Source organism: Anaerococcus sp., from assembly GCF_022770135.1.
Classification (GTDB): Bacteria; Bacillota; Clostridia; order Tissierellales; family Peptoniphilaceae; genus Anaerococcus.
In genome coordinates this window covers 17,529-39,150 of the sequence record NZ_JALEIL010000107.1, presented here as the reverse complement: position 1 = coordinate 39,150, position 21,622 = coordinate 17,529, and the positions used below count along the sequence as shown (strand labels likewise).

The 21,622-nt window shown below is 37.2% G+C and carries 22 protein-coding genes; 3 read left to right on the top strand and 19 right to left on the bottom strand.

Going from position 1 to position 21,622, the window contains the following annotated elements; all coding sequences use genetic code 11:
* Positions 1–27: 27 nt before the first annotated feature.
* From MRZ08_RS05625 to MRZ08_RS05610, 4 genes are read right to left on the bottom strand one after another with little or no spacing between them, the layout of a single operon-like run.
* Positions 28–726 carry a 16S rRNA pseudouridine(516) synthase gene (locus MRZ08_RS05625; RefSeq protein WP_297380315.1) on the bottom strand — a complete coding sequence of 233 codons (699 nt, stop codon included), beginning with the start codon at positions 724–726 and terminating at the stop codon, positions 28–30.
* Entirely contained in the window at positions 723–1,049 is a 327-nt protein-coding gene (locus MRZ08_RS05620) for a PadR family transcriptional regulator (protein WP_205408062.1), read from the bottom strand. The genes MRZ08_RS05625 and MRZ08_RS05620 overlap by 4 nt, the downstream gene beginning before the upstream one ends.
* 40 nt (positions 1,050–1,089) lie before the next feature.
* Positions 1,090–3,645 carry an ATP-dependent DNA helicase gene (locus MRZ08_RS05615; protein WP_297380313.1) on the bottom strand — a complete coding sequence of 852 codons (2,556 nt, stop codon included), beginning with the start codon at positions 3,643–3,645 and terminating at the stop codon, positions 1,090–1,092.
* A complete protein-coding gene (locus tag MRZ08_RS05610; RefSeq protein ID WP_297380311.1) occupies positions 3,642–4,148 on the bottom strand; it encodes a GNAT family N-acetyltransferase in 507 nt (168 codons plus the stop codon). The genes MRZ08_RS05615 and MRZ08_RS05610 overlap by 4 nt, the downstream gene beginning before the upstream one ends.
* Positions 4,149–4,265: 117 nt before the next feature.
* On the opposite strand from MRZ08_RS05610, the gene MRZ08_RS05605 reads away from it, so the two are divergent.
* Positions 4,266–5,447, top strand: coding sequence for an FAD-dependent oxidoreductase (locus MRZ08_RS05605; protein WP_297380309.1), 1,182 nt, complete (start codon positions 4,266–4,268; stop codon positions 5,445–5,447).
* Positions 5,448–5,523: 76 nt separating this feature from the next.
* Here MRZ08_RS05605 and MRZ08_RS08085 read toward each other — a convergent pair whose 3' ends face one another.
* The 7 genes from MRZ08_RS08085 to MRZ08_RS05575 form a co-directional block, all read right to left on the bottom strand.
* Entirely contained in the window at positions 5,524–5,949 is a 426-nt protein-coding gene (locus tag MRZ08_RS08085; protein ID WP_366111200.1) for a DUF5301 domain-containing protein, read from the bottom strand.
* A 725-nt stretch (positions 5,950–6,674) separates the two neighbouring features.
* Positions 6,675–7,151 carry a hypothetical protein gene (locus tag MRZ08_RS05600; protein WP_297380307.1) on the bottom strand — a complete coding sequence of 159 codons (477 nt, stop codon included), beginning with the start codon at positions 7,149–7,151 and terminating at the stop codon, positions 6,675–6,677.
* 187 nt (positions 7,152–7,338) lie between these two features.
* On the bottom strand, positions 7,339–7,620 hold the full coding sequence (locus MRZ08_RS05595; protein ID WP_060928814.1) for a helix-turn-helix transcriptional regulator: 282 nt from the start codon (positions 7,618–7,620) through the stop codon (positions 7,339–7,341).
* Positions 7,607–7,969 carry a type II toxin-antitoxin system RelE/ParE family toxin gene (locus MRZ08_RS05590; RefSeq protein WP_297380303.1) on the bottom strand — a complete coding sequence of 121 codons (363 nt, stop codon included), beginning with the start codon at positions 7,967–7,969 and terminating at the stop codon, positions 7,607–7,609. The genes MRZ08_RS05595 and MRZ08_RS05590 overlap by 14 nt, the downstream gene beginning before the upstream one ends.
* Before the next feature lie 174 nt (positions 7,970–8,143).
* The gene (groL, locus tag MRZ08_RS05585; protein WP_297380301.1) at positions 8,144–9,766 is read right to left on the bottom strand and encodes a chaperonin GroEL; all 1,623 of its coding nucleotides are present in this window, start codon (positions 9,764–9,766) and stop codon (positions 8,144–8,146) included.
* Between the two features lie 39 nt (positions 9,767–9,805).
* A complete protein-coding gene (locus tag MRZ08_RS05580; protein WP_297380299.1) occupies positions 9,806–10,087 on the bottom strand; it encodes a co-chaperone GroES in 282 nt (93 codons plus the stop codon).
* 92 nt (positions 10,088–10,179) lie between these two features.
* Positions 10,180–11,412 carry an aminotransferase class I/II-fold pyridoxal phosphate-dependent enzyme gene (locus MRZ08_RS05575; protein WP_297380298.1) on the bottom strand — a complete coding sequence of 411 codons (1,233 nt, stop codon included), beginning with the start codon at positions 11,410–11,412 and terminating at the stop codon, positions 10,180–10,182.
* Positions 11,413–11,481: 69 nt separating this feature from the next.
* On the opposite strand from MRZ08_RS05575, the gene msrB reads away from it, so the two are divergent.
* On the top strand, positions 11,482–11,916 hold the full coding sequence (msrB, locus tag MRZ08_RS05570; RefSeq protein WP_297380296.1) for a peptide-methionine (R)-S-oxide reductase MsrB: 435 nt from the start codon (positions 11,482–11,484) through the stop codon (positions 11,914–11,916).
* Positions 11,917–12,161: 245 nt separating this feature from the next.
* Here the strand turns inward: msrB and MRZ08_RS05565 are convergent, their stop codons facing one another.
* Genes MRZ08_RS05565 through MRZ08_RS05555 form a run of 3 tightly spaced genes read right to left on the bottom strand, consistent with a single transcriptional unit; the run spans position 12,162 to position 16,103 of the window.
* Positions 12,162–13,454 (bottom strand): NAD(P)-binding domain-containing protein, encoded by a 1,293-nt coding sequence (locus MRZ08_RS05565; protein ID WP_297380294.1) that lies wholly within the window; start codon positions 13,452–13,454, stop codon positions 12,162–12,164.
* A complete protein-coding gene (locus MRZ08_RS05560) occupies positions 13,447–14,655 on the bottom strand; it encodes an aminoacetone oxidase family FAD-binding enzyme (RefSeq protein ID WP_297380292.1) in 1,209 nt (402 codons plus the stop codon). The genes MRZ08_RS05565 and MRZ08_RS05560 overlap by 8 nt, the downstream gene beginning before the upstream one ends.
* Positions 14,652–16,103: a UDP-N-acetylmuramoyl-L-alanyl-D-glutamate--2,6-diaminopimelate ligase gene (locus MRZ08_RS05555; RefSeq protein ID WP_297380290.1), complete on the bottom strand. Its 1,452-nt coding sequence runs from the start codon at positions 16,101–16,103 to the stop codon at positions 14,652–14,654. Before MRZ08_RS05555 ends, MRZ08_RS05560 begins: the two co-directional genes overlap by 4 nt.
* Before the next feature lie 123 nt (positions 16,104–16,226).
* Between MRZ08_RS05555 and MRZ08_RS05550 the strand changes: the two genes are divergently transcribed.
* Positions 16,227–17,066, top strand: coding sequence for a hypothetical protein (locus MRZ08_RS05550; RefSeq protein ID WP_297380289.1), 840 nt, complete (start codon positions 16,227–16,229; stop codon positions 17,064–17,066).
* Positions 17,067–17,109: 43 nt separating this feature from the next.
* Here MRZ08_RS05550 and MRZ08_RS05545 read toward each other — a convergent pair whose 3' ends face one another.
* Genes MRZ08_RS05545 through metG form a run of 5 tightly spaced genes read right to left on the bottom strand, consistent with a single transcriptional unit; the run spans position 17,110 to position 21,457 of the window.
* Positions 17,110–17,340, bottom strand: coding sequence for a glutaredoxin family protein (locus tag MRZ08_RS05545; RefSeq protein ID WP_297380287.1), 231 nt, complete (start codon positions 17,338–17,340; stop codon positions 17,110–17,112).
* Between the two features lie 34 nt (positions 17,341–17,374).
* Entirely contained in the window at positions 17,375–18,217 is an 843-nt protein-coding gene (gene rsmA / locus MRZ08_RS05540; RefSeq protein ID WP_297380285.1) for a 16S rRNA (adenine(1518)-N(6)/adenine(1519)-N(6))-dimethyltransferase RsmA, read from the bottom strand.
* Positions 18,214–18,744 (bottom strand): ribonuclease M5, encoded by a 531-nt coding sequence (gene rnmV, locus MRZ08_RS05535; protein WP_297380284.1) that lies wholly within the window; start codon positions 18,742–18,744, stop codon positions 18,214–18,216. Before rnmV ends, rsmA begins: the two co-directional genes overlap by 4 nt.
* Complete coding sequence (locus MRZ08_RS05530) at positions 18,741–19,502, bottom strand: TatD family hydrolase (protein ID WP_297380282.1); 762 nt, start codon at positions 19,500–19,502, stop codon at positions 18,741–18,743. The genes rnmV and MRZ08_RS05530 overlap by 4 nt, the downstream gene beginning before the upstream one ends.
* Positions 19,502–21,457, bottom strand: a complete 1,956-nt coding sequence (gene metG / locus MRZ08_RS05525; RefSeq protein WP_297380281.1) for a methionine--tRNA ligase — start codon at positions 21,455–21,457, stop codon at positions 19,502–19,504. The genes MRZ08_RS05530 and metG overlap by 1 nt, the downstream gene beginning before the upstream one ends.
* Positions 21,458–21,622 lie beyond the last annotated feature (165 nt).

Below are 21,622 nucleotides of genomic sequence, written 5' to 3'. Positions count from 1 at the left end.
CTAATCCTTACTTATATTATCCTTATTTTACTCCATAAGTATGGATATTTCATCATCACTTAACTCCCTATACTCGCCTTCTGCCAAGTGTTCGTCTAGGGATAAGTCTCCTATGGCAATTCTTTTAAGCTCTTCTACCTTGTTATCGCAATTTGAAAAGAGTCTTTTTACAAGATGGAACTTGCCTTCAGTAACTTTGACAACGGCCTTTTTATCTTCTAATATCTCAAGCTTGGCACTTCTTGCTGTGTAGTCATCTTCTTTGATATAGACTCCTTCTTTGAATAAGTCTATGAGGCTTTCATCTATCTTATCTCTCGTTTCTACAAGATAGGTCTTTTCTATATTTGAATTTGGACTTGTTACCTTGTGGATGAACTTGCCATCTGTAGAAAGAAGGAGGAGCCCTGTGGTATCCTTATCGAGCCTTCCTCCTATAGATAAGTCAATCACCTTATAGAAATCATCCAAGAGATCTATTACAGTTGGATCCCTGTCTTCTGTCGCTGAAAGAAAGCCAGCTGGCTTATTCATCATGACATAAATATTTTCGAAATAGTCTACGAAATGACCCATATAGTATACTTCATCGACTTCTGGATCGACTTGGGTTGCTGTATCCCTTACTACTTCGCCATTTACAAGGACAGCTCCCTTCTTTGCATTTTTTTTGATGTTTTTTCTGGTATCTAGGCCAGAATTTCCTATCATCTTATCTAGTCTCATTTTATCCCCTTACTTAATACATTTCCCGTAGCATAACTTAACTCGTCAAAGGACTTGTAGAAGCTATCGAGATAGTCTCTTCCCTTTGGACTTATATAGTAATATTTTCTCTTTGGCCCAATCGTAGATTTCTTGTAGGCTCCAAAAATAAATCCCTTCTTGGAAAGTCTCTGTAGGATTGGGTAGACCGTTCCTTCAGTCATAGCGTAAAAGCCAGAATTTTTGAGCTCTTCTACGATTTCATAGCCATAAGTTTCGTTGTTTTTTATGATATGGAGTATAACGCCTTCTATTACTCCCTTTAGCATTTGAGATTCAATCATTTTATCACCTATCTATATTGTATAACATAGTAGAGGGATTTCAAGCTCTCCCGCAGAAGTGCTTCATAGGACAGAACTTGCAAACTTGCCTATCTTCGGTCTTGAGCTCGAAATTTTCTCTTACAATCTCACTCGCCACATCATCTATAGCAGCCATGTCAAATCCCTCATCTCTTACTTCGATTAGCTCATCTTTTTCTATAAAATAGAGGTAGAGCTTATTAACTTTCTTGCCATTAGCTAGAAGGAGCTGTCTATAGGTTAGAAGTTGCTTTTTGTATTTGGCGAGACTTTTCTCATCAAAAGCCCCAGTCTTTAGGTCCATGATTGAGGAATCTTCTAAGATAAGGTCGATATTTCCTTGAAGGATATAGAAATCTCTGTCCGCCTTGTAGTTCGCCTCGCTTAGCTTCACATCAAAGCCCCTGTTTAATAGGTTTGAAACTGGCTCAATGTAGCCCTTATTCTCCCACAAAAACCTAGTCATATCTTTCTTGTCAAAGGAAGGAGAGTAGATATATTGGGCGAGATTGTGGACCTTGGAACCAAAGATCAGACTTCCTGTCTTTTTAGTCTTAAAGGAAAGTCTCCTTACAAATTTATACTTTAGGGGGCAGGTCATATAGACATCGATGTCTGTAGTAAAGGCTAGGATTTTCTTATCATCTTTTCTCTCTTCCATCTTAAAGTCTATGGAGCTTAGCTTGGATGAAGAATCGAGGGAGTTTGCGAAGTCTTTAATCCTTCTATCTGTCGAATTATCCAAAAGTACCAGGAGGTTTTTGGACCTAGTAAAGGCTGTGTAGTATTTCCTATAGAAATCCAATTCCTTTTTCTCTAGGCTATCCTTTTCAACAAACCTATCGGTGAACTTATCATAATCCCTCCTTGGATAATCTCCAAGACTAGATACAAATACCGCCTCAAACTCCAAGCCCTTGGATTGGTGGATAGTCATAAAGTTTATGGCATCATCGTAAACATCATCCTCGTCAAATTCCCCTATGGCGTTTTTCTTAAAATATATAAAGATATAGGAGAATATGAACTTCTTATTGTAGTCACTAACTCCCTCGAAAATCTCGTCGTATTCGACAGCAAGATTAATGAATTTGCTGATGTTTTTAAAGATTAGATCTTTCCTCTCCTTATCCTTATCATTTAGAATATCCTTAAAGGTCTGAAGGCCCATAATCTGGTAAATAATATTTGATATAGGAGAAGATTCTGATGCCTTTTCTATAAAGGCCCTAATTTCCCTGTTACTATTAAAGTGATCGTCCTCATAGATTTCTTTAAGGAAGTTTCTATAGTCAAGTTTCTGCCTTTGCCCATAGGTCATCTTCCCTCCCCTAAAGTCGGTATTGATCGGTCCAGTCTTTGCAAGTTTTAGGAGAATATAGATTATTAGGCGAATTTCTTCCCTTCTAAAATAGCCGTCGCTTTTCCTATTGATTACCCTTATCCCCGCCCTTTCGAATTTCTTCTGGAGGATTGAAGGATAGGAATTGTTAAAGCTCGGGAAGAGAAAGGCAATTTGGCCGAGTTTTATTTTCTTTGATAAGAGCTTTACTATCATTACTAGATTGTCCATCTCATCTGCCCTAGCCCTTACGATAGTATTGGGGTTTTCCTCTGCCTTGTTCGACTTAAGGTCTTTTTTGCTAGAACCCTTAACCTCTCCCATAAAGGCTCTCGCCTTATCGATTATAACTTGATTGGACCTATAATTAATATTTAGAAAATATTTACTCGCCCTAATGCCAGTCCTAGCGTAGAATTTCTCGTCAAAGTGGGTTAGGTTTCTCGCATCCGCTCCCCTAAAGGAATAAAGGGCCTGATCGTCATCTCCAAAGACTATGATATTGCCATTTTTCGTAAGATTAATGGCGATTTCTTCCTGGATTAGGTTGGTATCCTGGTATTCATCAATTACAACAAGGTCGATCTCTTCTCTTATTTTCTCCCCTATTATAGGGTCTTTAAGCAAGTCCAAAAAGCGTTTTAAGATAAGCTGGAAATTAATTAGGCCTAAGGAATCTAGAAGCTTTTCATAGGTCGTAAATATTTCGTAGGCGAGCTTGTCTTGAGGAGAAGCTGAATCCCTAAGAGATAAGGGGTCTATCATTTGATTGATAAGGGTTTGGAAGATATCAAGAATGGTCGCCGTAGCATAATCTTTTACTATAAAGTCCTCAAAGTGAGGGAGGCTCGTGAAAATCTCTAGATTTTCTTCTACTATAAATTCCTCCATGTTGGAGTCGATTATCTTAAGATTGAAGAAATTATCATCGAGCCTCCTGTATTTTGTGATAAAGGATATGGCAAGGGAGTGGAAATTACCTATCTTCATATCCTCAAGGTCTGTGTCGATACCTTCTTTTCTAAGTCTTGTGATAATTCTTGTATTAAGCTCACGGGCAGCCTTTTTGGTGAAGGTCGTGATTAGGATTTTGTTTGCGGAAAATTTACCTTCCTTGATGGCTTCTGCCACAAAGCCTACTATAGTGTGGGTCTTGCCTGTACCAGGACCTGCTATTACCACAGCTGGAAGCTTGGCATTTTTAATTATTTCTTCTTGACCAGGGTTTCTCATAGGACTTTCTCATAGCAAATCCTATCTTTAGGAACGCCGTCCTCGTCAATTTGTACAATGCCAATTTCCTCGAAGGAAAACTTATGGAGGAGCCCCCTCATCCTAAAATTATCCTCGTGGGTGTCGATTCTAATAGCTTTTTTGCCAGACTTTTCTGTAAAGTCTACTAAAGCCTCCATAAACTTCGTCCCAAGCTTTGGCACAACTCCCCTATTATCAACCATCAAGGTGTGGATTACTAGGTAACTATCAGACTTAAACTTACCCTCATGAATATTATAGCAAGGGTCGACTCCGTCGAAAACATAGGCATAGGCTAGGACCTTGCCCTCCTTATCAAATACATAAGCATCGTCCTTTTCGATTTGCTCTCTTATAATATCCTCATTGGGATTGGTCTTCTGCCATTGGTCAATCCCATCATCACGAAGAGATTTTCTCGCCATTTCTATAAGATGTCCGATCGATTCTATGTCTTCTAAGCTTGCTTTTCTAAATATCATAGCTCCTCCTTTTTCCTTCTACTATACCCTTATCATTTAGGACTTTGTTTAGTTTGTCAGATAATTTAACAAACTGTATAATATAGATATAAATAATAAAGACAGGAAAGGAATATTATGTACGATTATCTAATTATAGGAAACGGAATTGCTGGCCTATCAGCAACCGAAGAAATAAGAAAAAAGGATTCAGACGCATCAATTCTAATTGTTTCAGAAGAAAAACCATCCACCTATTGGAGGACTAGACTATCTGAGCTAATCTGCAAGGACTTCGAAGATGCCGAAATTTTCGTTAAAAACGAACCATGGTATAGCGAAAGACACATAGAAGAAAGACTTTCTATAAAGGTAGAAAAGATAGATCCAGAAAAAAGAATCGCATATCTAGCAGACGGAGAAGAAATCGAATTTGGCAAGGCCCTTATCGCAACAGGGGCAAGAGCCTTCGTTCCACCAATCACAAACGTAGACTCCAAGGGAGTATTCGCCATAAGAACTGTTGATGACCTTAGAAGCTTCAAGGAATATGTAGCCGGCAAGAAGGAAGTCGTAGTTATAGGAGGAGGAATCCTAGGACTAGAAGCTGCTTTCTCTGCCCAAAAACTCGGACTAAACATCACAGTGATAGAAAGCTTCGACTACCTACTTGCAAGACAACTCGACCGTGAGCTTTCAGAAAAGCTTGAAGAAAACTTAAATGCTATGGGAATAAAGACCTACACAGGTAAAAACACCCAAGAGATCCTCACAAAAGACGGGGCAGTTTGCGGAGTGAAGCTTGCTGATGGAACAGAAATTCCTGCAGATGCAATAATGGTTCAAGCAGGCATAAGATCAAACATCAAAATGGCTCAAGAATCAGGACTTGAAACTGACAGAGGAGTTATGGTAAACGACCACCTAGAAACAGAGTATGAAGGAATCTTTGCAGCAGGAGACTGTGCACAAATCGGCCAATTTACTATAGGACTCTGGACTTCAAGCCAAGAGATGGGCAAGATCGCAGGCCACAACATGACAGGCGATAGCCAATCTTACAAACAACCAAAACCATTCTCAACACTCATGCTTGGAGATATCAAACTATTTTCAGCAGGCATGAACTCAGGGGAAGGAATTACAGAAGAAAAGAAAGAAATAGACGGCAAAATCTACAAACTCTTCAAAAAAGAAGATTCCTACGTAGGCGGCATCCTCTGGGGAGATATCAAATACCAAAACGATGTAAAAAACATAGTATTTAACGGAGCAAACATCGAAGAAACTAAACTAGGCACAGAGATATTTGGAAAATAGATTTAGGAAAATTAAGTAAGCAAAAGGTGGTGTTGCAGAATAGGTAAATCTATTCTGCAACACCACCTTTTATTATTTAAAAATTATTTTGTTCAATGTTTTCCATATCTATTGATATATCTTTTTTATTGTAATTTTCTATAAACATGTCTAATAAATCAATTAAATTTTTATTATTAGAATTTAATTCAAAAATCCCATAGAATGGCTCTTCATAATAAATATGATTATTTTCTTCATAAATTGAATGCTTAATATATCCTCCATCTGACGTTTTAAAAGCAATTACAATAAATTTATCTTTATTAGGAAAAGATGAAATACTTTCTTTATTTGTTCTTTTTGAATTTTTTAATAAATGTAGAAATCTATTTATATCCTTCTTTTTATAAATAGTAATTTTTTCGACTCCTTTATCATTAACAACATTTATAAGAGTTATGTTGCTAATGTTATCTACTCTTGGAATCTTTACATTTTTTTCATCATATTTATTTTTTATATTTAAACCAAAAAAGAATAAAAAGAGGAATAATTATAAAACATATTTTTTTATTTATTTTCATAAGTTTATTTACTCCTTTCATATAGACATTATAACATCAAACAAAATAAATTTAAATTTCTTAATAGTTACATGATTTAAAATTATTCTAATACCACTTTTTACCATTATATTTTGTATTTTCTGAATCTATTTTTTCCCAACCATCATATAGCTTAATATATAAGTCTTTAAGTTTGTTATATTCTTACTCTGTAACTTTTTCTGTATCATATTGGCTATAGCTAAATATACAAAGAAATCTTCAAATCCTTCATCTAAAGTGTTTAAATAGTTTTGAAATTTCTTTTCATTTTCGTATTTTATGTATGTTTCTTCTTTCCCTTTCCATAACCTCTATAAATACTTTAATTAGAATAGTTTTTACCATATATTTTTTGACCTAAGTACTGATTAAATTTTAAATATCTTTTGCGTTTAATTTGAAATATAAGCGGGTCATTTATTCCTTATAGTTGGTCTTTGTGGTAAAAACGTTATACTAGTTTTGGTTTCAAATGACCTTTTCTTTTTACACAATTATACGGACTCTATCGATTCAACAATATTTTTAATAATAATATTGAATATATAACGAATTAATCACTTCAGTAATAATTGTTAAGTTTACATACAAAGGGCTTATACGATAAATGTATATAATTGTCTAAAGTATGTTTGATTTAAATTTTCTTATCATTTTTATATTCTCTTAACCATGTAATTATCCATCCTATTACAGATAAAGAAAATCCAGCTATTAAATCAACTAAAAACATAGGTGTAGTGAATATGAATTTGTTTAACAATGCAACAAAAAAATTAATTATAAAAAAAATTATTAGTAGCTTTAAATTAATCTTCACCCAAAAATCATAAGAATCTACATAATTCTTTTCACTTCTAAGAGCTATTCTTGAATAATATCCCGAAATCTTCCAAGAACTTCCATATAGTTTTTTCACAAGCTCATATGGAGGTCTAACAAAAAACCTAACAATATAAACAGTTAAAAGTAGAGCAGAAAAAGCAAAAACCAAGTAAATTGAATTTCCATTATTTTTCAAAGTGTCAAATATATATTCTTTGTAAAATTCAATTATGCCAAAAATTAATAAAAGCATAATAAGATCTATCATAATAAATTTATTTTTCTTCATTACATACTTCCCCTTAATCAATAGCTTTATAGCTTAGATTAATACGATTCCCTACACCAATACAATTAATGCAAAATTTATCTTAAGTATTTTACTAAATGTAGCTAATAGCTTAATATATAATTGTTATATTAAATTTCTAATACTTATATGATAGAAAAAATCTAATTCTCAAGAATAAACTTTATTATATTTTCGGAACAAATTCTATTTTTAAATCCATTCCTAGACCTTCGGCTAATCTTTTAAGTAGATTGATGGTAGGATTTCTAGTACCATTTTCCAATTTACTAATATCAGCTTGATCTATTCCTGTTTTTTTCGCTAATTCTTCTTGAGTCAAATTTTGTAATTTTCTAGCATCTAGCATAGCCTTAATTATATCAAGCTCTGGACTTATCTTTTTGTATTCTTCTTTGAATTCCTCATCTTTTAATTGTTCTTCCAAGTATTTATCAAATGTTTTCATATTGTTCCCTCTCAATAAATCTTTTCCTATACATTTTTGCTTTTTCTATTTGATTTTTCGGAGTTTTTTGGGTCTTTTTTATAAATCCATTAGTTAAGATTATTTTCTTATCATAATAGAAAAAATATAGAACTCTTGTTATATCACTCCCAACTTTGCCTCTTAGTTCAAAAATCCCATCGTCAATATGTTTGCTATAGGGCGCTCTAAGTTCATTTCCATAATCTTGGAGTAAAGAAATTATACCCACGAGCTTAGCCCTAGACTTCTTTGGTAAGCTATTTAAAAATTCTTCTACTGGTGTTTTTCCATTTTCAGTCTCATAAAATAAAACTTCGAAATTATCCATTATATCTCCTTAATTTTATTTTATGTTATATATACCATATTGTCAATAAAATAATTTCTTTTTAAGGATTTTATAATATTAGGAATAAGAATTGTTAGATAAAATTTAACTTAGTTTTTATAGTTAATACTAAAAAACAGAAGAGTTTTCACACTCTTCTGTCCTAGTTTTATTCTAATACATTCCTGGCATGCCAGCTGGCATTTGTGGTGCTGGTTCTTCTTTTGGGATGTCTGCTACTGCTGCTTCTGTTGTTAGGATCATTCCAGCAACTGAAACTGCGTTTTGTAGAGCAGATCTTGTTACCTTGGTTGGTTCTACGATTCCTTTTTCAAACATGTTTACGAACTCGTCGTTGTAGGCATCGTATCCTTCATCCTTAGCAGAATTTTTAACTTTTTCTACTATTACAGATCCGTCCATACCTGCATTTTCTACGATTTGTCTTAGTGGAGCTTCTAGGGCTTTTTTGATGATTAGAGCACCTGTCTTTTCATCTGCCTTTAAGCTTTCTTCTAATTTAGCTACTTTTTCGATTGCTCCGATTAGGACAACTCCACCACCTGCAACTATACCTTCTTCAACTGCGGCTCTTGTTGCTGATAGGGCATCTTCGATTCTGTATTTTTTCTCTTGCATTTCAGTCTCTGTTGCAGCTCCAACGTTGATTACTGCAACTCCGCCTGCAAGTTTAGCAACTCTTTCTTGAAGTTTTTCTTTTTCGTATTCGCTATCTTCTTTATCGATTTGTTTGCGGATTGTTTCAACTCTTTCTTCAAGGGAAGCCTTGTCGCCTTTTCCTTCTACTATGGTTGTGTTGTCTTTGTCTACTTTAACTTTCTTAGCAGATCCTAGCATGTCCATAGCTGTATCTTTAAGGTCCATGCCTAGCTCTTCGCTTACTACTGTAGCTCCTGTTAAGATTGCTATGTCTTCAAGCATAGCCTTTCTTCTATCACCATAGCCTGGCGCCTTTACTGCTACTACATTGAAGGTTCCTCTTAGTTTGTTTAGGATAAGTGTTGTAAGAGCTTCGCCGTCTACGTCATCTGCTATGATTAGAAGTGGTTTGGAAGCTTGAACAACTTCTTCTAGAAGTGGGAGGATTTCTTGGATGTTTGAAATCTTCTTGTCTGTTAGAAGGATGTATGGATCGTCAAGGTCAGCTATCATTTTTTCATTGTCTGTTGCCATGTATGGGGATAGGTAGCCCCTGTCAAATTGCATTCCTTCTACAACGTCTAGGTAGGTGTCTGTTGTTTTGGATTCTTCTACTGTGATTACTCCATCATTTCCAACCTTTTCCATAGCATCTGCTATAAATTTACCGATTTCAGGGTCAGCTGATGAGATTGTTCCTACGTTTTCTATAGCTTGTTTGTCTTCTACTTCTCTAGAGTTTTCCTTGATATAGTCAACTACTTCGTCAGTTGCTTTCTTTAGACCCTTTTGAAGTACTACTGGGTTTGCTCCAGCTGCAAGGTTTTTAAGGCCTTCTTTGATGATAGCGTGAGCTAGAACTGTTGCTGTTGTAGTTCCGTCTCCTGCTACGTCATTTGTCTTTGTAGCAACTTCCTTTACAAGTTGAGCTCCCATGTTTTCAAATCTATCTTCAAGTTCTATGTCTTGGGCGATGGTTACACCGTCGTTTGTGATGGTTGGTGCTCCATATGCCTTATCAAGAACTACGTTACGTCCCTTTGGTCCAAGAGTAACTTTTACAGCATTTGCTAATTTATCAATTCCTGCTTCAAGTCCCTTTCTTGCATCAGATGAAAATTTAATATCTTTAGCCATAGTATATCCTTTCTCTTTCTAGTTTATTTCTAGTATATATTATTGTACAACTGCTAGTATATCGTTATATTTAACTACGATGAACTCTTCATCATCAAGTTTTACATCTGTTCCAGCGTATTGGGAATAGATTACCTTATCTCCTACTTTAAGAGAGTTCTTTTTCTTCTCGTCGTTTTCAATATCGGCAGATATTGCTACGATTTCTGCATATTGTGGTTTTTCTTGAGCGCTTTCTGGAAGAACAATTCCAGATGCTGTTGTCTTCTCAGCTTCTGCTTTTTTTATAACTACTCTATCACCGATTGGTTTTAGCATCATTTTAATCTCCTTTATTTTTACATTTAGCACTCACACGTCTTAAGTGCTAACTCACAATATTAATATACTAAGAGCTAAAATTTTTGCAAGTTTTATTTTTTATTTACATAAAAGGCAAGTCTTTGGACAAGTTTTGGGATTTTTTCTTCTCCTACTCCGCAGATTGCAACTCTTATTCCCTTGGCTGAAGGAATGGTAAAGATATTTTCTTTTTCTAGGTCCTTTACAATATCGAAGGCCCTATCAGTTGGAATAAAGGTAAAAAATCCTCCGAAGTAAGGAATCATTGTAAGCTTATTTACACTCGCAGCTTCCACAAAAACGTCTGCTCGTCTCTTTAGCATAGCCCTTAAGTCTACTAGTTCCTGCTCGTAGATTTTTTTGTTTTCATCTTTTTCTAAATCGATTAGGATATTTTGAGCAGCGTGGGTTCCGTTTGACCAGTTACATCTTGCAGAGTGAGCAAGACTTGCCTCAAACTCTTCTATGATTTCCGCTCTTTGAGATATACCAACAGCAGCACCACTTCTTAGGCCGTAGGCTGTGTGAGACTTACTCATAGAAAATGCCACTACTACGAAGATATTTGCTGGAAGATTAGAAAACTTCTCAAAAAACTTCCTCTGCTCATCTCCATCTCCTGCAAATTCAAGATAGGCCACATCTACTATAAGGGTGATTTTCTTATCCTTATCCTGGGCCTTCTCCTTAAGGAAAGTGATGACCTCATCCCACTCCTCATCTGATAGAGAATACCCTGTTGGGTTATTGCCTGGAGAGTTGATAAGAGAAGCTATCCTATCCGAATCCCTTAGCCCTTCATCAATAGCTTTTTTGTAGGCGTCTATATTGAAGGCAAAATTATCTGTGAAAAACTCAAAGGTCCTAAAGTCTCTGCCAAATTCCTCGCAAATCTTCCTATAAGGAGCCCAATAATAATCGTGGCAGATTAAAGGATCTCCCTCATCTAGATAGGAAAATATGGCAGACCTAATGGCTCCTGTTCCTCCCGGAGTTGCTATTGCAGAAATATATCCTTCTGGTTTGTAGGGACCGAAGAGAGTATCGATTACGATTTTCCTATAGTCCTTCTCTCCTTCGATTGGGGCATAGGATGCGATGTGACTTCTATCCATCTCATCAAGCCTATCGTAAACCGAAGGAAGGGCTATTATTTTTCCCTTATCATCTAAAAGAGTTCCCAAAGCTGCATTAATCACAGCCTCTCTCCCGTATTTTTCTATAGCGGCGTTTGCCTTGTTGTTTATATCAAAGGCGAGGTCAGGTCCATTGTTCCAGGTCGCCCTTTTAATTGTCATTGGCATAATTTCCTCCTAATAATCTTCATTATACTATCATATGAAAGAATCGTATAGTGATAAAAAGGAGTAACTATGAATTACAACAAGAAAGATTTAAAAAATAAATTAAGCGACATTTCCTACAGGGTAACCCAAGAAAATGCCACAGAAAGACCCTTCTCAAGTCCCTATGACGACTTCTACGAAGAGGGAATCTATGTAGATATAGTTAGTGGCAAGGCCCTTTTCTCATCACTTGATAAGTACGATGCAGGTTGCGGTTGGCCTTCTTTTACTAAGGCGATCGACGAAGGCGAAATCAAGGAAGAAGTCGACCTAAGCCACGGCATGGTACGAAGAGAGGTAAGGAGTAAGTCCGCAGACAGCCACCTAGGCCATGTCTTTCCTGACGGTCCCAAGGATAAGGGAGGTCTCAGATTCTGTATAAATGGAGCAAGCCTTAGATTTATACCCAAGGAGAAAATGGAAGAAGAAGGCTACGGAGAGTATCTAAAATTGTTTAATTAATAATTTGATTTACTTGACATCGGTATTGTAAAAATAATTCTATTGCACTTTCAACCAATATGCTGTATAATATACGTGACTAGAAGGAAAGTAGTTCCATTTTGGACGCAAAAAAGACAGGAGAAACCAACACACTCCTGTCTTTTTTTATTTGGCTAGTTACCATTTTTATTTTTGTATTAGTCCAGATCATATTTTAATAAGCATAGAAAAGACCGATTATCCTAGGACGATCGGTCTCCCGTTTACAATTTCATAGAGTTTTGTCTTCTTCTTAGTCTTGTGATAGTTGCCTTTTCGTCAAGCTCTACCATAGACATATCTATTACTGTGCCTTTTTCTATATCCTTTACTGCCTTAGTCTTATCTGTAATTAGGGCTATTGGTAAGAGGTCTTCGGCAAGACTTCTGTCGTGGCTAGTAAGTTTACCGTAAACTGTCTTTGATCCAACTCCTTCGAGTCTTTCTCCAGCCTTGATATCTCTTTTGGCAATAGTTACAGTGTCGGCTACTTGGCCGTGAAGAGGGACTATTGTCGCTTCGTTTTCTACTACAGCCTTGTAGATTGTAATTGGAGTTTCAAGACTTGTTAGGTGGTATGGTCTGTACATCAAGTAGTTTGGACCATCTCCAAAGCCTAAGAACTTCATTAAGTCTCTTACGTCTTCTTGATCGCTTGTTACTATGATAAATACTCCTGGAGCCATGCCACGGGAGAATTCTACAACTCCGTATCTTGATAGCTTACCTCCGTCTGCCTTAAGCTTAAAATCTTCTACAGCAGTCTCTGGACTTGTGTCGATTCCATGACAACCAAAGACATCTGGCAAGAAACCTAGGGCGTTGGCTACAGAGTTAAGCTCTAGCATGGTATTTGTTCCATCGACAAAGCTTGTGAGCATCTTTGCTGAAAGTCCCTTTTCTTTGGCCTTCTCTGCCAAGCTTTCTGGTGTCGCGTCTCTATCTAGAGGGTTATTCTTACCCTTGGCTGCAACCAAGACTTCAAGTCCCATACCATAAGCATATTCTACAAGGTCGATTATAGCTCCTGGCTCATCGCCAAGGATTCCTGTGTAAACTACTCCTGCCTTCTTGGCCATATCGTGAAGGACAGGGCCAACTACAGCATCACATTCTACATTGAAGGTAATCATGTGTTTGTGGTATTGGATAGTTTTTCTTGCTATAACTGCTCCAAAAGGAGGGTTACCTGTACAGTCAACTACCGCATTTATTTGCATGAGCTTATAGGCTAATCTGTAGTTAGTAGATACACAGATAAAGCCTTTTTCCAAAACTTCGTATCCTTCATTATAGTCATCTGTAAATATTATTTTATCTTCAGAGATTCCTGCATTTACTAGGGCCTTGATAGCTTTTTGTGGAGTCCTATCTACTACAAGCTTAACTTCCATAGCATCCATCTTTGATAATTGGCTGATTAAGGAAGATCCCATCTTGCCGCAACCTATTATGGCAAGCTTGATGCTTTCTCCGTTATCTTTCATTTCTTTTAGTTTTCTATTTATCTTAAACATTTATACTCCTTATCTTGTCACAGGCTAGCTTCGCTGAGGAAAAAGCCCACTGTATATTGTACCCCCCACAGGAACCAGATACATCTAGGATTTCCCCACAAAAGTACAAATCTTGGTAGATTTTTGATCTCATTGTCCTATCATCGACAAATTTTGTATCGACTCCTCCGATTGTCACCTGGGCGTTTGTCTTATCGTGGATATCTTTTACAGTAAATCTCATCTGCTTTAGGACTTTGATCAGCATATCCATATCCTTATCGCTTAAGTCCTTGGCAGATTTGTCTATCGAAATCCTTGCCTTTTTTACAATATCATCTATGAGCCTATCATTGATTAGGCCTAGGAGGATCTCTCCTATAGTTCTTTGAGGAAAAGTTTCAGCAAGGTCCTTTATCCTTATTCTTAACTCCTCCCTCTCGTAGGATGGAAAGAGGTCTAGGCTTATCATAGGTTTTTGATTTTTCTTAAGGCTTATGCTCATCTCATTAGACAAATCCAAAATAGCCGTTCCCGTTAGGCCATAGGATTGGAAGATCACATCATCTGTAGATTCCTTGATGAGCTTATCTCCTAGATAGAGACTCGCCTTGGCTGTGACCCTGGTCCCCTTGGCCTTTTTGGATAGCTTCTCCCTGGTTTTGTAATTTGTGATTCCATAAGTTAGGTCCGTTATCTTTTGCCTATCCTTAATAATTTCAAGAACAGACCCGTCAGATCCTGAGTTTTTGAGGGTGATTCCTCCACTTGCAAGGACTAGGATATCATACTTGTACTTATTCTTATCACTTTCAATTAACTTCTTTTCTAGGTCTATGCCAGTAATTTTCTCATTAAAGATGAATTTGGCCTTATCCTTGGCAGATAAATACAAGATATCTCTAACAGACCTTGCGGACATGGTGGCAGGATAGGTTCTCCCGCTTGGAAGGGACTTAGAATCTATGCCTAGCTTTTTAAAGTATTCTATAAGGTCAGAATTTCTGAAATAATCTAGGGCGTAAGTAGGAAAGTCAGGATTTTCTCCTTGGTAAAAGTCCTTGGAATAATTGAGACTGGTAAAGTTACATCTACCATTTCCTGTTGCAAGAAGCTTCCTTCCTGCCTCTTCATTAGAATCGATTACCGTCACATCAAGACCTTCGGCGAAACTTGCAAAGGCAAGGCCTGCTACTCCTGCCCCTATTACAAATACTTTCATATCCTAGCCAAGGCCTTTTTTATAGTTTCTCTCTCGCTGTAAGGAGTCTTCTCATTTCCGTGATATTTCATAAAATTCTCCTCGCCCTTTCCGAGAAGAAAAACAAAATCACCAGGACTAGCCTTCCTAAAGGCGTATTCCATGGCATCTGTCCTATCTTTCTTTATGACGTAGGCTTGCTTATAATCATCAAGTCCTACAATAATCTCCTCGTTGATATGGTCTATATCATCAAACTTGGGATCATCTGTAGTAAGGACTGCGAAGGTATCAAACTTACCACAAGCATTTCCAATAAGTCTTCTAAAATGAGCGTTCCTGTCTCCATTTATGCCAAATACAGCAATTTTCTTGGTCCCATCTGGTACAGACTCGAAGAGAGCTTCGTAGGCACGAGGAGTATGGGCGAAGTCTAGGATTATATTTATTCCCAAGTCATTTTCTATATATTCAAACCTAGACTTAACTCCCTTAAATTTCTCGTAGGCAGCGGCGATTTCTTCCATGCTTGCCCCCATCTGATTAAGGCAGGCCACAGCTGCTAGGGTGTTGTAGATTTCATAATTTGCGATTTTTCTTATGATAAATTCACAGCCTTTAATCTTAAAGGAAATATTTCCATCTTCTTTTCTAATATCTTCTGCCCTGTAATCGGCATTTTTATCATCTATAGCGAAAGTTACAGTATTTGGGAAAAGGTCCTTTGCTCTTTTTCCGTAAGGATCGTCGATATTGGCTATGGTCCTCTTGGCATTTTCAAACAAAATCATCTTGGCCTTGAAGTAATTGTCCATAGTCTTGTGATAATCTAGGTGCTCTTCGGAAAGGTTGGTAAAGATACCATAGGAAATATCTAGTCCGTAGAGTCTTTTCTGATCTAGTCCATGGCTTGAAGCCTCGAGGGCTAGGTGGTGGATGTTCTTATCAAGACACTTAGCAAGGATCCTATTTACCTCAGTAATATCTGGAGTCGTGTTTGATGTCGGAATTATTTCATCGCCTACCACAGCATTGTTTGTCCCTATGCTTGCGCTGTCTCCAAAGATTTCTCCCATGAGAAAGGAAATAAGCCTTGATGTAGTTGTCTTACCATTTGATCCAGTAACAGCGACCAGATCCATTTTCTTTGATGGAAAATCGTAGATGAGATTAGAAATTTGAGCGAGCGATTTTCTAGGATCAGCTACCTTGATGTAAGAAATCCCATCTTCTCTTTTTATATCTGCTGTGTGAATTACAAGACTTGCGCCCTTTTCTATGGCAGAAGCTATATAATCATGCCCATCGCTAAGTGAGCCCTTGATGGCTACAAAGATAGATCCTTTATCGACCTTTCTCGAATCATTTGTAACTTGGCTAATAGCCTCATCATTTGCTTTTTTATAATCTATATAAGATATATGTGAAATAATATCTTCAAAACTTATCAAAATAATTTGTCCTTTCAATACTTGTTCTAAGTAAGTATTTTACCTTTGTAGGGGCAAGTTTTCATCAAGAAGGAATTTGAGAAATTGAATTTCCTTTTTACCAATAATCTGATAAAATATTCCTATAGAAAAGAGGTTAGAATGAAAAAAGATAAGTCGATAATTTATAAGGCAAGTCTTATCATAGGACTTGTGATTTTTGTAATATCCTTTACCTTTAGGTATTCCTACATAGATATCCTAGGCTTTGATAGGCCTCTAAAGCTTGCAAGCTTTATCCTTATGGCCTTGGGACTAATAGGTAGCATAAGCGCTCTTATTGATGGGGTAAACAAGGACTTCGCCCATCCCATAATCCTCCTCCTTGTCCTTAATGTGGTGATGATCTTCACCTACCCAATCCTACTTGGAGCAGAGACTTTCATTACCCATCCTACAAATCCCTACGAAGATAAGTCTCCCGATAAGGGCCATAGGACCAGGGGAAGAGATGATGCTAGCTTTATCATAGAAGGTGAAATCTATTCTATGCCAGTAAGGCTAAAGGACTTCACAGACAGGGGATTTTCCTACAAAATAAAAGAAGATGAAGAGGGCAAAATGGCTAATATCAGAAGGCTCGGAGAAAGCACTAAGAAAAAACCGACCTGGTTTACGGACGGAGAAGTCAAAGACGCCTTCAAGGAATTTTATCTCTTAGAAGCCTTTTTTGAAGGGAAAGATATTAGCGAAGAGACTCCAATCACCCACCTAAAGGCTTCTGTCATAAATAACAACAGGGACTTCGAGGTAATGGGGATTAAGCTTGAAGATTCCATAGAAGATGTTAAGAAAAATTTCAATGGGAAAATTGAAGAAGACCCTGGAAATAAAGAAAATCCTAGCAAGAAATACTATCTTGAAACAAAAGATTCATACAAAATTACCCTAAGCTCCCTTAAGGGAGTAATCCAATCCATAGAGATTAGTAAAACTGATTAAAAAAATAAAGGAGCAAGCCAAATCCCAGCTTACTCCTTTTAAATTAACTATTTAGTTTTGCTTCGATAGCTTCCTTGTCAAAGCCAACTATGTCTTCTCCGTCGATATTAATAACAGGAACTCCTCTGTAGCCCTTGCTTACAAGGTAGTCTACAGCGTCCTTATCCTTGTCGACATTAAGTTCAGTAAATTCGATGCCTTTTTCATTGAAATATTGTTTTGCTGCCTTACAGAAAACACATGTATTTGATGTATAAATTTTAATATCTGCCATATTCTCCTCCGTTCGCTCTATATATACCCATTAATTATAGGGTCTCAATAGTTTTTGTCAAATTTATAAAATCATCCAAGGACAAGTTTTCTGCCCTCAGGTTATTTTTTATACCCAATTTATCGAAGGCTAATCTTAATTTTTCCTTTTCGCAGGCATCTGATAGGGAATTTAGGATAGTCTTTCTTCTCTTGTTAAAACCTGCATGGACTAGGGCAAAAAGTTTCTTTTCATCCACATCGTTCCTGTATTTTCTAAGATTTAACTTGAGGACAGTAGAGTCGATTTTAGGTTGAGGCATAAAGACTGACTTTGGCACATTGGTGATTTTTTCTGCATCTGAGTAGTATTTGATAAAAACAGAAAGAGAAGAGTATTCCTTACTTTTCTCATCGGCAAGCATCCTATCTGCAACTTCCTTTTGGACCATAATAGTCATATCCCTACAAGGAAGGTCGGTTTCTATAAGTTTTTCTATGATAGGAGTTGTTATATAGTAAGGAAGATTACTTACTACCTTGAAGTCCTCTCCAGCAAATTCTTCCTCGATGATTCTTTCAAGATCTGCCTTTAGGATATCCTCGTGAATCAGGGTGAAATTATCAAACTCTTCCATATTTTCTTCTATGATGGGAATTAGAGAGCTGTCAATCTCGATAGCTACGACCTTCTTTGCAGTTTTTGCCATCTCGTAGGTGATTGTTCCGATACCCGGTCCGATTTCTAGGACGTTAGAAGACTCCACATCTGCTGCATCTACGATTTTTTCTACGAAATTCTTATCTATCAAGAAGTTTTGGCCCAGAGATTTGGAAAATCTAAAGTTATATAGGTCTATTATGTCTTTTACGACTTTGGGTGAGTATAATTTTTTCATAAATTGTCTACCGCCCTTTCAAATTCTTCACGGCTTATGCCAAAGGAGTTGAGCTTGGAGAGAAGTTGCTTGGAATTATAATAGCCAATGCCTAAAATATCACCGAGCTTTTCCCTTCTTTCCTTGGAGCCTTTACCAAAAGATAGGTCGTTTTTTATTAAATCTGCCATGGTAAAAGTCTCTACCCTCTCCTTAGTCTCTGCCTTGGCCCTTCTTAGGGCTTCGATTATAACTTCTGGCTCTGCATTTTCCACTCCGAGGTCGTTTTTCTTGATGGCCTTTTTCCTATCTATATAGGCATGCTTGGCATTTGGTATGTGCTTTGCAATCCTTGCCCTAATCTTTTTGCCGGCATAGTCAGGATCTGTGAGGATGATTATCCCACATCTTTTGTCGATTTCTTTGAGTCTTTCGATTAAATCCTTGCTAAAGGCAAGGCCATTGGTTGCAATCATCTCACAATCAACCGCTCTTTTAACATTTGCTATATCATCTTTTCCTTCTACTACTATAGTTTCTTTTATCATAAGCCGAAAAATTCCTCTGCATTTTTGCTAGTTCTCTTTTGAAGTTTCTTAAGTTTCATTCCCCTAAGCTTGGCTATTTCTCTGGAAACTTCGATTATTTTTCTAGGATCATTTCTAAGTCCCCTGTAAGGCTCTGGAGTAAGGTAGGGGCTATCTGTCTCAAGCATTAGCCTATTGATATCGACATGGCTTGCGGCAAGTTTCTCATTTTCTCCATTGGAAAAGGTAACGACTCCTCCGATTGAAATATAAAAGCCAAGGTCCATATACTTATCCAAAAGGTCTAGGCCTTCCGAAAAGCAATGAATTTGAACCTTAAGGTCAGTAAAGTCCTTTAGGATCTCGTAGGCATCTTCTCCCACATCTCTTGTGTGAACTACTACAGGAAGGTCCAGCCTTCTTGCCATTTCTAATTGCTTGATAAAGACTTCTTTTTGCTCATCCTTATTGTCATCTCTCCAGTAATAATCAAGGCCAATTTCGCCTATCGCCACAACTTTAGGATTTTGGGCAAGCTTTTCTATTATCTCTAGGTCACTTTCGCCCATCCTAGAGACTTCTTCAGGGTGGATTCCTACTTGGGCGTAGAAGTTGTCAAATTCTTTCGCAAGCTTTACTGCTAATTTAGAATCTTTGACATTGCATCCTGGATTAATTACTGCCTTTACATTAAAATTTGACAGGTCTCTTATTATAAAGAGCCTGTCATCATCAAAGGCCTCATCTGTAAGATGGGCGTGAGTATCTATTAGGGCCATTAGCTTACCTTTGCTCCTGGCTTTAAGTCCTCTAGGGTTGATAGAAGGGATAGGTCGCAATCATTGTCTGCTGCAAGAAGCATACCTTGAGATTCGATTCCACGCATCTTCCTTGGAGCTAAGTTTCTTACGACGATTACGTTTTTGCCAACTAGGTCTTCTGGATTATACCATTTCTTGATACCAGAAATTATTGTTCTTGGCTCATCTTCTCCTATATCTACCTTAAAAACTAAGAGCTTGTCAGCATTTGGGTGTTCCTTAGCTTCTAGGATTTTGCCTACTACTAGGTCGACTTTGGTGAAGTCTTCGAAGTCTATATAATCTTTGTTAGATTCCTCAGATTTTTCATCTTCTTTCTTTCCCTTATTAAGTCTTTTTTCTATAAGGGCACCATTTGCCTCGTGAAGCTTAACTAGTTCCTTGTCTATATCAAGTCTATCGAAGAGGTTGGCTCCCTTACTTACCCTAGCTCCTTCTTCAAGAAGGCCAAATTCTCCTGCTGATTCAAATCCCTTATTATCTGTACCGATTTTTTCTAGGATAGCAGCAGTTGTGTTTTTCATAACTGGCTCGATTAGTTGGGCTACAATTCTGATAGTTTCAGCAAGATTGTATAAGACTCTGTCGAGTCTTTCTTTATTAGCTTCGTCACGGCCTAAGATCCATGGTTCGGTCTCGTCTACGTATTTGTTGGCACGACGAATCAATGTCCAAACAGCTTCAAGGGCAGCGTTAAAGTTAAACTCATCCATTAGCTTGTTAAACTTAGTGTAAGTTTCTTCGGCAAGGGCTATAAGCTCCTCATCAAAGCTATCTGAAACTGTTCCCTTTCTTACAACTCCTTCGTTATATTTATCGATCATTGATGTAGTTCTTGATACTAGGTTACCTAGGTCATTTACTAGGTCGGAGTTATATCTTTCCATGTATTTTCTAGCTGAGAAGTTGCCGTCAGAGCCGAAGTTAAACTCACGGAGCATGTAGAATTTGAGGGCATCTACTCCATAAAGGTCTACGAGTGGTTCTGGATACATGATATTTCCCTTAGACTTACTCATCTTGTCATTGTCGAAGAGAATCCAACCGTGGGCAAAGACCTTCTCTGGTAGTGGAAGATCTAGGGCCATTAGTAGGGCTGGCCAGATTATTGTATGAAATCTTACAATATCTTTTCCGATTAGGTGAACTCCAGCAGGCCAGTATCTTTCAAATTTAGCCTTGTCATCTCCGTAGCCTATAGCAGATAAGTAGCATGATAGGGCGTCAATCCACACATAGACAACATGCTCATTATCAAAAGGCACATCAACTCCCCAATCAAAGGAATTTCTCGTAACAGATAGGTCAGAAAGTCCCTTGTCGATGAAGTTGTTAAGCATTTCTTTTTGCCTAAATTGTGGCTCCAAGAATTCTGGATGTTCTTTAAAAAGTGCTTTCAATCTGTCTGTATATTTGGAAAGTCTAAAGAAATAGGTTTCTTCTTCTTGATATTCTACTTCCCTACCGCAATCTGGGCAGTGGCCATCTTCTAGTTGGGACTCTGTCCAGAAGGTCTCGCAAGGTGTACAGTAATATCCCTTGTATTCTCCCTTGTAGATGTCCCCTTTCTCGTAAAGTTTGGTGAAAATTTCAGCGACATCCTTTTCGTGTTGGTCTTCGGTAGATCTGATGAAGGTATCGTAGTCGATTTCAAGCTTTTTCCAAAGCTCTTTTGTCTCTTCTGCTATGATATCGACAAACTTTTGAGGACTTGTTCCAGCATCTAGGGCTGTCCTCATGATCTTTTGTCCGTGTTCGTCTGTTCCTGTAGTTAGGTAGGCATCAAAGCCCTTTAAGTTTTTATATCTTTTGAGCACATCTGCTATGACTGATGTGTAGGTATTTCCGATATGCAAGTTAGAATTTGGATAGTATATCGGTGTTGTAATGTAATAAGCTTTCTTCTCTGTCATAATAGTCCTTTCTTAATCTTTCGATTATACTAGCTTTATGATACTTCAAATCATGCCAAAAATCATTTTTAGGAATTAATATTGTAAAAAACTTATCAAATACATAATTATCTGGTATAATACGACAATGTCGTATTTAATAGAAAATATGTTTATATTTACATA

Bases quoted from the DNA above. Each gene is read 5' to 3' on its own strand.
- rnmV (WP_297380284.1), bottom strand. From the start codon at position 18,744: ATGATAAAAGAAACTATAGTAGTAGAAGGAAAAGATGATATAGCAAAT.
- rsmA (WP_297380285.1), bottom strand. From the start codon at position 18,217: ATGAAAAAATTATACTCACCCAAAGTCGTAAAAGACATAATAGACCTA.
- msrB (WP_297380296.1), top strand. From the start codon at position 11,482: ATGAATTACAACAAGAAAGATTTAAAAAATAAATTAAGCGACATTTCC.
- MRZ08_RS05625 (WP_297380315.1), bottom strand. From the start codon at position 726: ATGAGACTAGATAAGATGATAGGAAATTCTGGCCTAGATACCAGAAAA.
- MRZ08_RS05620 (WP_205408062.1), bottom strand. From the start codon at position 1,049: ATGATTGAATCTCAAATGCTAAAGGGAGTAATAGAAGGCGTTATACTC.
- MRZ08_RS05590 (WP_297380303.1), bottom strand. From the start codon at position 7,969: ATGGATAATTTCGAAGTTTTATTTTATGAGACTGAAAATGGAAAAACA.
- MRZ08_RS05610 (WP_297380311.1), bottom strand. From the start codon at position 4,148: ATGATATTTAGAAAAGCAAGCTTAGAAGACATAGAATCGATCGGACAT.
- MRZ08_RS05545 (WP_297380287.1), bottom strand. From the start codon at position 17,340: ATGGCAGATATTAAAATTTATACATCAAATACATGTGTTTTCTGTAAG.
- MRZ08_RS05595 (WP_060928814.1), bottom strand. From the start codon at position 7,620: ATGAAAACATTTGATAAATACTTGGAAGAACAATTAAAAGATGAGGAA.
- MRZ08_RS05575 (WP_297380298.1), bottom strand. From the start codon at position 11,412: ATGCCAATGACAATTAAAAGGGCGACCTGGAACAATGGACCTGACCTC.
- MRZ08_RS05605 (WP_297380309.1), top strand. From the start codon at position 4,266: ATGTACGATTATCTAATTATAGGAAACGGAATTGCTGGCCTATCAGCA.
- MRZ08_RS05600 (WP_297380307.1), bottom strand. From the start codon at position 7,151: ATGAAGAAAAATAAATTTATTATGATAGATCTTATTATGCTTTTATTA.
- MRZ08_RS05565 (WP_297380294.1), bottom strand. From the start codon at position 13,454: ATGTTTAAGATAAATAGAAAACTAAAAGAAATGAAAGATAACGGAGAA.
- MRZ08_RS05560 (WP_297380292.1), bottom strand. From the start codon at position 14,655: ATGAAAGTATTTGTAATAGGGGCAGGAGTAGCAGGCCTTGCCTTTGCA.
- metG (WP_297380281.1), bottom strand. From the start codon at position 21,457: ATGACAGAGAAGAAAGCTTATTACATTACAACACCGATATACTATCCA.
- MRZ08_RS05530 (WP_297380282.1), bottom strand. From the start codon at position 19,502: ATGGCCCTAATAGATACTCACGCCCATCTTACAGATGAGGCCTTTGAT.
- groL (WP_297380301.1), bottom strand. From the start codon at position 9,766: ATGGCTAAAGATATTAAATTTTCATCTGATGCAAGAAAGGGACTTGAA.
- MRZ08_RS05580 (WP_297380299.1), bottom strand. From the start codon at position 10,087: ATGATGCTAAAACCAATCGGTGATAGAGTAGTTATAAAAAAAGCAGAA.
- MRZ08_RS05550 (WP_297380289.1), top strand. From the start codon at position 16,227: ATGAAAAAAGATAAGTCGATAATTTATAAGGCAAGTCTTATCATAGGA.
- MRZ08_RS05615 (WP_297380313.1), bottom strand. From the start codon at position 3,645: ATGAGAAACCCTGGTCAAGAAGAAATAATTAAAAATGCCAAGCTTCCA.